General features: G+C 69.1%; 8 protein-coding genes. 2 read left to right on the forward strand and 6 right to left on the reverse strand.

Features of this window, described 5'->3' with window-relative positions:
* Positions 1 to 33 precede the first annotated feature (33 nt).
* The 5 genes from D474_RS0126300 to D474_RS0126320 are packed head-to-tail and all read right to left on the reverse strand — an operon-like array spanning position 34 to position 5,651.
* Positions 34 to 930 (reverse strand): shikimate dehydrogenase, encoded by an 897-nt coding sequence (locus D474_RS0126300; RefSeq protein WP_017616466.1) that lies wholly within the window; start codon positions 928 to 930, stop codon positions 34 to 36.
* On the reverse strand, positions 927 to 2,804 hold the full coding sequence (locus D474_RS0126305; protein WP_017616467.1) for a bifunctional sugar phosphate isomerase/epimerase/4-hydroxyphenylpyruvate dioxygenase family protein: 1,878 nt from the start codon (positions 2,802 to 2,804) through the stop codon (positions 927 to 929). Before D474_RS0126305 ends, D474_RS0126300 begins: the two co-directional genes overlap by 4 nt.
* The gene (locus D474_RS0126310; RefSeq protein ID WP_017616468.1) at positions 2,801 to 3,832 is read right to left on the reverse strand and encodes a DctP family TRAP transporter solute-binding subunit; all 1,032 of its coding nucleotides are present in this window, start codon (positions 3,830 to 3,832) and stop codon (positions 2,801 to 2,803) included. Before D474_RS0126310 ends, D474_RS0126305 begins: the two co-directional genes overlap by 4 nt.
* A gap of 23 nt (positions 3,833 to 3,855) precedes the next feature.
* Positions 3,856 to 5,130 carry a TRAP transporter large permease gene (locus D474_RS0126315; RefSeq protein ID WP_017616469.1) on the reverse strand — a complete coding sequence of 425 codons (1,275 nt, stop codon included), beginning with the start codon at positions 5,128 to 5,130 and terminating at the stop codon, positions 3,856 to 3,858.
* Positions 5,127 to 5,651, reverse strand: coding sequence for a TRAP transporter small permease (locus D474_RS0126320; RefSeq protein ID WP_051051132.1), 525 nt, complete (start codon positions 5,649 to 5,651; stop codon positions 5,127 to 5,129). The genes D474_RS0126315 and D474_RS0126320 overlap by 4 nt, the downstream gene beginning before the upstream one ends.
* A 189-nt stretch (positions 5,652 to 5,840) precedes the next feature.
* On the opposite strand from D474_RS0126320, the gene D474_RS0126325 reads away from it, so the two are divergent.
* Together D474_RS0126325 and D474_RS0126330 are read left to right on the forward strand one after the other, a co-directional pair.
* Positions 5,841 to 6,869: a LacI family DNA-binding transcriptional regulator gene (locus tag D474_RS0126325; protein WP_017616471.1), complete on the forward strand. Its 1,029-nt coding sequence runs from the start codon at positions 5,841 to 5,843 to the stop codon at positions 6,867 to 6,869.
* A gap of 151 nt (positions 6,870 to 7,020) precedes the next feature.
* Positions 7,021 to 8,007 carry a tyrosine-type recombinase/integrase gene (locus D474_RS0126330; RefSeq protein ID WP_017616472.1) on the forward strand — a complete coding sequence of 329 codons (987 nt, stop codon included), beginning with the start codon at positions 7,021 to 7,023 and terminating at the stop codon, positions 8,005 to 8,007.
* A 64-nt stretch (positions 8,008 to 8,071) separates the two neighbouring features.
* Here the strand turns inward: D474_RS0126330 and D474_RS0126335 are convergent, their stop codons facing one another.
* Positions 8,072 to 8,446, reverse strand: coding sequence for a hypothetical protein (locus tag D474_RS0126335; RefSeq protein ID WP_017616473.1), 375 nt, complete (start codon positions 8,444 to 8,446; stop codon positions 8,072 to 8,074).
* Between the last annotated feature and the right edge of the window lie 289 nt (positions 8,447 to 8,735).

Here is an 8,735-nt window from a genome sequence, read left to right on the forward strand (position 1 = left end):
ACTGAGGCAACGGTCGTCCGGGGAGGGCCGTCCTCAGGCCGGCGCGCTCGCCCGCTCGAGCCCGTCGAAGTGGGCCAGCATCCGGTCGCGGTCGGGTACCAGCCCGGTGATGAGGCCGAACGCCTCGGCCGCCTGGTGGACCGCCATCCCCTTCCCGCTGAGTACCCGGCACCCGAGCTGGCGTGCCGCCGCCAGAAGCTCGGTCTCCAGCGGCCGATAGACCACGTCGACCACCCACATCGACGGGCGCAGCAGCTCCGTCGGCAGGGGCGTGCCCGGGTGGTGGGCCATCCCCACGGGGCTGGCGTTGACCAGCCCGTCCGAGACCCGCGCGGTGTCGGCCACATGGCGTGTGGGCACCGCGCGGCACACCCGGCCGGGGAAGAGGCCGCGCAGGTTGGCGGCCAGGAGCTCGGCACGGTCGGGGTCCGGGTCGGCCACGTCCAGCTCTCCGGTACCAGCACGCATCAGCGCGTACCCGACCGCCGCGCCGGCCCCGCCGGTGCCCAGCAGGAGCACACGGTCCTTCGGGGCGCCGGGCAGCCCTGACTCCAGCGAGCGCGCGAACGCCGACCAGTCGGTGTTGTGGCCCTGCACCCCGGAGTCACCGAAGACCACGGTGTTCACCGCGCCCAACGCTTGCGCGTCGGGGGTCAGGCCGTCCAGGTGGTGCAGGGCCAGCTGTTTGCAGGGATGGGTGATGTTGAGACCGTCGAACCCGAGACGACGTGCGGAGCGCATCAGCTCTCCCACGTCCTCGGGTGCGGAGCCGAGTTCGTCGATGTCGAGAGTGCGGTACTCCAGGGGCCGCCCCAGCTCGGCGGCCTCCCGCTCGTGCATGGGTGGGGTGAGGGAGGGCCCGATGCCCGAGCCGATGAGTCCGAGCAGGAACGCGACACCCTCGGGGCGTGTGGACAACGGATCGCTCACGAGTCACGCTCCGCACGGTGCAGGGCCATCCGTACGGGGGTGTTGCGGGCACCGAAACCCTCGTACCCGGCGCCGCGCTGCACCACCTCGAAGAACAGCCGGCCGTCCAGGAGCGGTGTGTAACAGTGCCAGAACTCCGCGTCGGTGACCGGATCACGGTCGTACAGGACCCCGTGCTCGCGCATGCGTTCCACTGTCGCCGGGGCCAGGTCGGTGCGTGCGGCCAGGTCGGCGTAGTAGTTGTCCGGAACGCGCAGAGGAGGGCGCCCGTGCTCGCGCATGGCCTCGGCCACGGCGAAGACGTCCTCGCAGCCCAGCGCGATGTGCTGTGCACCCCCGGCCGCGCGTGTGTGCTCACCGAAACCGAGCACCGACACGTTCAGCGCGATCCGCAGCCCCGACGCGCGGTGCACCAGCGCCCGGCTGCGCACGAGACCGTCCGGGGCCGCCAGGTCGGTGCTCTCCGACGGGCTCAGACCCAGCACCGAACGGTAGAACAGCGCGGCCTCGTCGAACTGGTCGAAGGGCTGGTGCAGCCCGATGTGGTCGATGCCGGTCAGCCGCGGCCCGGCCTCGTCGCGGGGGTGGTGCACCGCGGGCGCGGAGAAGTCGTCGAGCCAGGCCTGGTCGCCCGGGCCGGCGTCCTGGCAGAAGAACACGGCCGTGCCGTCGGGGGCGGCGACCGCGTGCAGGTCGGTCTCGGCCGGGTCCCGCCGACGGGGCAGGGGCGGGGCGGACAGGGTGCCGGCGCGCTCCAGGGCCCGGTCGGGGAGCTCGGTGTCCAACCCGACCGCGGTGATCGCCGCGGCCCGGTCCCAGGTGTGGCCGAGCCGGGGATCGGTGGCGTTGAGCAGGATCCGGGTCCCGCCGTGTTCCCACAGCTCGACCGGCTTGGACCGGTGGTCGCGGGTGTGCGTGAACCCGAGCGCCTCGAGTACCGCGCGGGCTTCGCCGGTGGCCGAGGTGTCCGCGGCCATCTCCACGAAAGCGAACCGGCGAGGCGGAACCGGGTCCGGCAGGCGTACCAACTGCTCCGGAACCGCGTCCCCGCTCTCCTCGCGCTGCCGGACCACCGCGTCCTCCAGCAGCGCGAGCGAACGGTGCGCGTCGGCGGCGGTCCGTCCGGTGTCGGCGGCCCGGAAGACGTCGTTGAAGACCTCCAACGACAGCGGCCCGGCGTAGCCGGCCGCGAGCACGTGGTCGGTGAACGCGGTCAGATCGAAGTCGCCCTGCCCCGGGAAGCACCGGTGGTGGCGGCTCCACTGCAGCACGTCCATGGCCAATCGGGGAGCGTCCGCCAACTGCAGGAAGAAGATCTTCTCGCCCGGGATGTCCCTGATGCCCGCCGGGTCGTCGCCGCGCGAGAGCACGTGGAAACTGTCCAGGCACACCCCGAGCCCGGGGTGGTCTGCCCGGCGCACCAGGTCCCACGTGTGCCCGTAGGTGGACACGTGCGTGCCCCACGCCAGCGCCTCGTAGGCGATGCGCACCCCGTAGGGGCGTGCGGCCTCCGCCAACCGGTACAGCTGTTCGGTGACCAGAGCATCGTCGTCGATCGCGTCCGGGGCGGTGTTGGAGCACACCAGGAGGGTGTCGGCGCCCAGTTCCACCATAAGTGCGAACTTGGCCTCCGCCCGGCGCAGGTCGGCGGCCAGCTGCTCCTCGGTGACCCCGCCGAAGTCACGGAAGGGTTGGTAGAGATCGACACCCAGGCCCAGCGACGAGGCCAGGGCACGGATCTCCCGCGGCGGCAGCGGCGAGGCGACCAGGTCGTTCTCGAAGATCTCGACGCCGTCGAAGCCCGCCTGTGCGGCGGCCCGGAGCTTCTCCTCCAAGGTCCCGCTCAACGAGACGGTTGCGATGGAACGCCTCATGGTTCCTCCCTGTCAGGGGTCGGATGTGTGGCTGTCTCCTCGGCGTCCAGGGCGGCCTCGTACAGGTCCAGCCCCTCGCCCTCGAGGTGTTCGAGGAAGTACGCGCGCGCCTGCTCGCGGAAGGCGTCGGTGTCGACGTCGTCCACCACTTCGATGGCGTCGTCGGCCTCCCATCCGGCGAGGATCTCGCGCTCGGACTCCTCGATGCAGGCGCGGTTCTCCTCGCGGACGTCGGAGACCGCCTCCTGCAGGATCTGCTGTTGTTCCCCGTCGAGCTGCTCCCAGGTCTCGGCCGAGACCACCACCATCTGCGAGCCGATCTGGTGGGAGGTCAGGCTGATGTGGCTCTGCACCTCGGCGTAGTTGTCCCCGTCCACGGTGGTGATCGGGTTCTCCTGCCCGTCGGCGGTGCCCTGCTGCAGTGCCAGATAGACCTCCTCGAAGGCGACCGCCGTCGGGGAGGCGCCCAGGGCCTCGGCGTTGTCCAGGTAGATCGGTGAATCGGGGAAGCGCATGCGCAGGCCCTCCAGATCACCGGGGGAGAGCACGGGCGAGTTCGCGGTGATGTGGCGGTCGCCGAAATACCACAGGTCCAGGACCTTGGCCCCGGTCTCCTGCTCGAAGCCCTCCTCGACCTCGTCGGTCTCCGAGGAGTCGAAGAAGGAGAACAAGTGGTCGGGGCCGCTGAACGCGTAGGCCGCGTCGAAGACCCCGATCGGTTCGTAGGCCGATCCGAGGGCGGCCGACCCCTGCACATCGAGGTCCACGTCGCCGTCCATCAGGGCGGGGAAGGTCTCGGTGTTTCCGGCCAGCTGGCTGTTGGGGAAGGTCTCGATCGCGAACCCGGCATCGGCCTCCTCCACCTCCTCGGCGACCCGATCGATACCGCACCGGGTGTGCGGGTGGTCCTCGGCGTAGGAGTTGGTGAAGGTCAGGGTGGGCTCGGTACCGTCCCCGTCCGCGCCGCACCCGGCGAGGACGAGGGCGGCCACGGGGATCAGGGCGCTCCGGCGCAGGGAGCTTCTCATGGGCTTCTCCTTCACGGGACCGGCTACAGGCCCAGGTACTCCGGCAGGAACAGGACCAGGTCCGGGGCGAGGGTGAGCAGCGTGAGGACACAGAGCAGGGGCAGCAGGAACGGCGCGGTCCCGCGGAAGACCTCCGACATCGGGGTACGGGTCGAAGAACCGAGTACGAAGAGCACACCGCCGAGGGGCGGGGTGAGCAGGCCGATCATCAGGTTCACGATGGTGATGACACCGAAGTGCACCGGGTCGACGCCGAACTCCACGGCGATGGGCAGCAGCACCGGAACCGTGATCACCAGTGCGGCGACCGGTTCCAACACCGTGCCGATGAGGATCAGGCACAGGTTGACCAGGATCAGGAACACCACCGGGTTGTCGGTGACGCCCATGAGCGCTTCGGCGATGGACTGTGGCACCTGCTCGCGGGCCAGTACCCAGCCGAGCAGTCCGGAGGCGGCCAGCACGATCGCGATCGAGGCGGCGGTTGTGGCGGTGTCCACGACGATCCGGCCCAGGGCGGGCAGCGACAGCCTGCGGTAGCACAGCCCCAGGAAGACGACGTAGGCGGTTCCCACGGCCGCGGCCTCGGTCGGTGTGAACAGCCCGCTGAGGATGCCACCGAACAGGACCAGTGGTGCACCCAGCGGCCCGAGGACCCGGACGAAAGAGGAACGGATCTCGCCGGGCTCGGCGCGTTCGCCGCGTTGGTCAGGTCGGCGCAGGGACCACAGGAACACGCTCAGCGCCAGTCCGGCGGCGATGAGGAAGGCCGGGACCACGGCCGCCGCGAACAGGGCGGCCGTGGACACCGCCGCCACGGACGCGTAGACGATCGCCGGGATGCTCGGCGGCATCACCGGGCTGATCAGGCTCGACGCCGCGGTCAGGCCGAGGGCGAACCTGCGGGGGTACCCGCGGGCTGTCATCGCCGGGACCATGAGCTTGCCCATCCCGGCCACGTCGGCCAGGGCGCTGCCGCTCATCCACGAGAACCCGACACTCACGCCGATGTTGACGTAGCCCATGCTGCCGCGTACGCGGCCGAGCAGCGCCTGTGCGAAGGAGAAGATGCGGTCGGCGATCCCGGTGTGGTTGGCCACCACACCCAGCAGGATGAACAGCGGCACCGCCAGCAGAGGGAAACTGTCGATCTCCTGCGCGGCCGTTCGCAGACTGAGCCCGGTGGAGTGGTCCGTGGCCACCATGTAGACCAGGGTCGGTCCCAGGATGGCGAAGGCGATGGGGACCCGGAGCAGGAGCAGGGCGAGGATCCCCGTGACGACCAGGGCAGCACTCATCGGGGGTCCTCCTCCTTCGGCGGGGCCGGCAGGAACGCGTTGACCACGGCCCGCAGCACCGCCAGGGCCAGGCCGGCCAGGGGGACGAGGTAGGTCCAGCCGACCGGGATCTCCAGTGCGGGGGTGCTGAGCGGGGAATCGCCGAAGACCAGCGAGACCGCTTCGACGATGAGCAGCACGCCGATGGCAGCCACGGTGAGGTTGGCGAAGACCCACACGGCCCGAAGCAGCCGGGGGCCCGCGACCATGTCCACGAGCTTCAGGGTCAGGTGCTCGTCGCGTCCGACCAGGTACCCGACGAGGGAGAAGGCCAGCCACACCAGGCCGAGGCGGGCGAGCTCACCGGTCCACACCCATCCCTCGACCGGGAGATGGCGCTGGACGGCCTGGACCAGCATGAGCACGAAGACGAGCACGAGGAAGAAGGCGCCGGTGGCCAGCTCGGCCCTCTCCAGCCACCGCACCGGTGTCGGCCGTGGTGGCGTTGCCGCGGAGGGCGCGGGTTTCGCGGGTGGGGACATCCCAGGCTCCAGTCCGGGGGAGGTGTGTGCTCCGGCGCCGTCCCAGGTGGGGCGGGGGACAAGGCGCCGGATGTGACGTGTTCGTGAACCTTTTTAGTCCGATTCCACCCATGGCAAGCGATTGCCATTTGTTGTCAATACTGGTGCAATGAGGCGCGTTCCAGGAGCTGTCGGACGGGGAACGGAGCCATGGGCTCACCGAAGCGCACCACGATCTACGACGTCGCCCGGGAGGCAGGGGTGGCCGCCTCGACGGTCTCCCGCGCATTCAGCAACCCCCGGCGGGTCAACAGGGCCACCCGCGAGCACGTGCACGCGGCCGCCGAGCGTCTCGGCTACCGGCCCAGCCCTCTGGCCTCCGCGCTGCAGTCGGGCCGCACGGCCACCATCGCGATGCTGGTCCCCGACATCACCAACCCCCACTTCTTCGGTGCCATCCGCGGCGCCGAGGGGCGGGCCCGGCAGGCCGACCTCACCTTCATCCTGAGTAACACCGAGGAATCGGCGGCCAAGGAGCAGGACCAGATCGAGCGGCTGTCGCGTTCGGTCGACGGGTTCGTGCTCGCTGCGAGCCGCCTGCCCGGCGGGGCCGTGACCGACCTGGCGCGCGACCACAACCTCGCCCTCGTCAACCGTGAGGTCGAGGGCATCCCCAGCGCCGTCGTCGACAACGACTCCGGCACCGGCCAGATCGTGGACCACCTCGCCTCGCTCGGGCACCGCTCCCTGGTCTACCTCTCGGGACCGCAGCAGTCGTGGTCGGCCGGGCGCCGGTGGAAAGCGCTCCGGTCCGCCGCGTCCGAGCACGGCATGGCCGCCGAGCGCCTGGGCCCGTTCCCGCCCACGACCGACGCCGGGGGCGCCGCCGCCGACGCCGCCCTGGCGCGGGACGCCACGGCCCTGGTCGCACACAACGACCTGCTCGCCATCGGTGTGCTCAAGCGCCTGGCCGAGCGGGACGTGGGTGTCCCCGAGAAGGCCAGTGTGGTCGGCTACGACAACATCTTCGGCGCCGACCTGTGCGTTCCGTCGCTGACCACCCTGGCCGGCCCGGGCGACCACGCGGGCCGGGCCGCGGTGGAACTCCTGCTGCGCGGAGGAGCCCGGTCCGGCACGCTCACCGACCCGCACCGTGTGGTTCTGCCCTCACACCTGGTGATCCGGGACTCGACCGGACCGCCCCCGGTCACGGGGCGCTCCCGGCGTCTACTACATTGAGTAGGTGACTGCAAGTTGCGAGCTGAATCCGTGCATGGAAAGTTCTTGACCTGCGGAAATGCGGGGTCTCAGTAAATCTGTCCCGTAGTACGACGGTCGTAGAAGGCACTATCGAGTCTTCCTTGGCCGTCTCGCACCGCAGGAGTAGTGCATGGGTAAGAAGTCGCAGCGAGAGGAAGAGCTGGTGCCGCTCGTTCGGTCTTGGGCACGCGCCCTCAAGGCTGGCACCGCAGGCAAAAAGAAGGCCCCAGCTAGTCCGTACACCGTCAGGAACTACCTCAAGAGCGTCCACAAACTCGCTTCCTGGCTCGACGAGCGAGAGCTGCCCACGACCGTCACAGCCGTCGAGGGCGACGACGTCACAGACTGGCTTCAGGAAATCGCCGAGGCTACGTCGAACCACAACGCTCTCCACCACTATCGCAACGTCAAGTCCTTCTGGTCGTGGGTGGTGCGCGAGAAACTCTTGTCAGCCGGTGAAGATCCCATGCTTGAAGTGGAAAAACCCCACCCCGAGGACGTGCGCCGCCCACCTTTGTCCCAAGAGGAGGTATCTGCCCTGCTGCGCACGTGCGAGCGCACCGGTTTCCGAGAAACGCGGGACGCAGCCATCATCCGGACCCTCGCTGACACGGGGATGCGCGTGGGTGGGCTCCTCGGTCTGAGGTGGTCCTCCGAGCACCCTGGCCTCGACAACAAGGGGCGCAACGACGTCTTCCTCGATCACGACCCGCCGTTGATCCGCCTGCGCCTTAAGGGCGGAGCAGTGCACTTCGTCGACATCGCTCCGCGTACCGCGACCGCGATCGATCGGTACTTGCGCAACCGGGCAAAACACCGCCTGGCCGACGACCCCGCGCTGTGGCTCGGATACCGCGGAGGAGGATTCACTCGTGGAGGCGTACAGGGCATGCTCAACCGGCGAGCTGAACGTGTTGGGATTGCAGAGTCGGTTCACCCGCACCGATTCCGAAGGAGTATGGCGACATGGCACATTGGTGCCGGCGGCTCCCCGGACTCATTGATGGCTCGCGCCGGGTGGGTCAACGACCAGATGATCCGCCTGTACATCTCTGACTCCCGTGACAGGCTGGCGTGGCAGGAGTCCCAGCGGCTCGGGATCGCGAATCACCTCTGACACGACAACGCCCCCTGTCGTCTCCCGTGGCGACAGGGGGCGTTCTATGCCCTCAGTGGGGCTCTCAGCTAGCCATTGCGAGTTCCGGTCCGCGTAGCGGTACCAGGAGCCCCGACTCCTTGCCCGCTGCCGCGACCCGGAACTCGGTGTCCGTGGTGATGACCCATGATTCGTCCCACCAGCGGGTGCGGATGTAGTCGGCCAGATCCACAGCGGGGTCGATCACGCCCAAGCTCGTGTAAAGGCGCCACCGGGCCCACCCCGGTAGGGCCCGGTGGTAAGCGCGCACGAGCTCACCGAAGGTAACCCCGTACCTGACGATGACGAGGTACCAGTCAGGCCCGAGAGTGCCGAACTCGAAGGTCTTCGTGGTCGGCATCTTGTCGCTGACGATGACGGACAGAAGGACACCACGGTGTGTCGCAGGGGGATGCAGCATCTAGACTCCCCTCGCCATGCTGCGTATGTGACCCGTGAGCGGGACGGGGAGCTCTAGCTTAGATCGAACTTGTGTCCGAAAGAAGGCTTTCGGCCTAATCCAATTACGTTCAGCAACGAAAGTAACCGTCAGTAGGGGGATGCTGGCTCTTGGCCGCATCCGGCCACGGTTACTCGTCACCCGGTCGCCGGTGAAGGCGTCCGCGGAGCTCCGCGTCCACGATGGTCTCGGCCAACTTCTCGGCCTCGACCATGGCGCGCTCGATCATCTCCCGCTCCTCCTCCTCGGA

The organism is Nocardiopsis salina YIM 90010 (assembly GCF_000341025.1).
In the GTDB taxonomy this organism is placed as follows: domain Bacteria; phylum Actinomycetota; class Actinomycetes; order Streptosporangiales; family Streptosporangiaceae; genus Nocardiopsis; species Nocardiopsis salina.

What these genes read in the sequence shown, in the direction of transcription:
- D474_RS0126305 (WP_017616467.1), bottom strand. Translation starts at nt 2,804, where the DNA reads ATGAGGCGTTCCATCGCAACCGTCTCGTTGAGCGGGACCTTGGAGGAG.
- D474_RS0126310 (WP_017616468.1), bottom strand. Translation starts at nt 3,832, where the DNA reads ATGAGAAGCTCCCTGCGCCGGAGCGCCCTGATCCCCGTGGCCGCCCTC.
- D474_RS0126315 (WP_017616469.1), bottom strand. Translation starts at nt 5,130, where the DNA reads ATGAGTGCTGCCCTGGTCGTCACGGGGATCCTCGCCCTGCTCCTGCTC.
- D474_RS0126320 (WP_051051132.1), bottom strand. Translation starts at nt 5,651, where the DNA reads ATGTCCCCACCCGCGAAACCCGCGCCCTCCGCGGCAACGCCACCACGG.
- D474_RS0126325 (WP_017616471.1), top strand. Translation starts at nt 5,841, where the DNA reads ATGGGCTCACCGAAGCGCACCACGATCTACGACGTCGCCCGGGAGGCA.
- D474_RS0126330 (WP_017616472.1), top strand. Translation starts at nt 7,021, where the DNA reads ATGGGTAAGAAGTCGCAGCGAGAGGAAGAGCTGGTGCCGCTCGTTCGG.
- D474_RS0126335 (WP_017616473.1), bottom strand. Translation starts at nt 8,446, where the DNA reads ATGCTGCATCCCCCTGCGACACACCGTGGTGTCCTTCTGTCCGTCATC.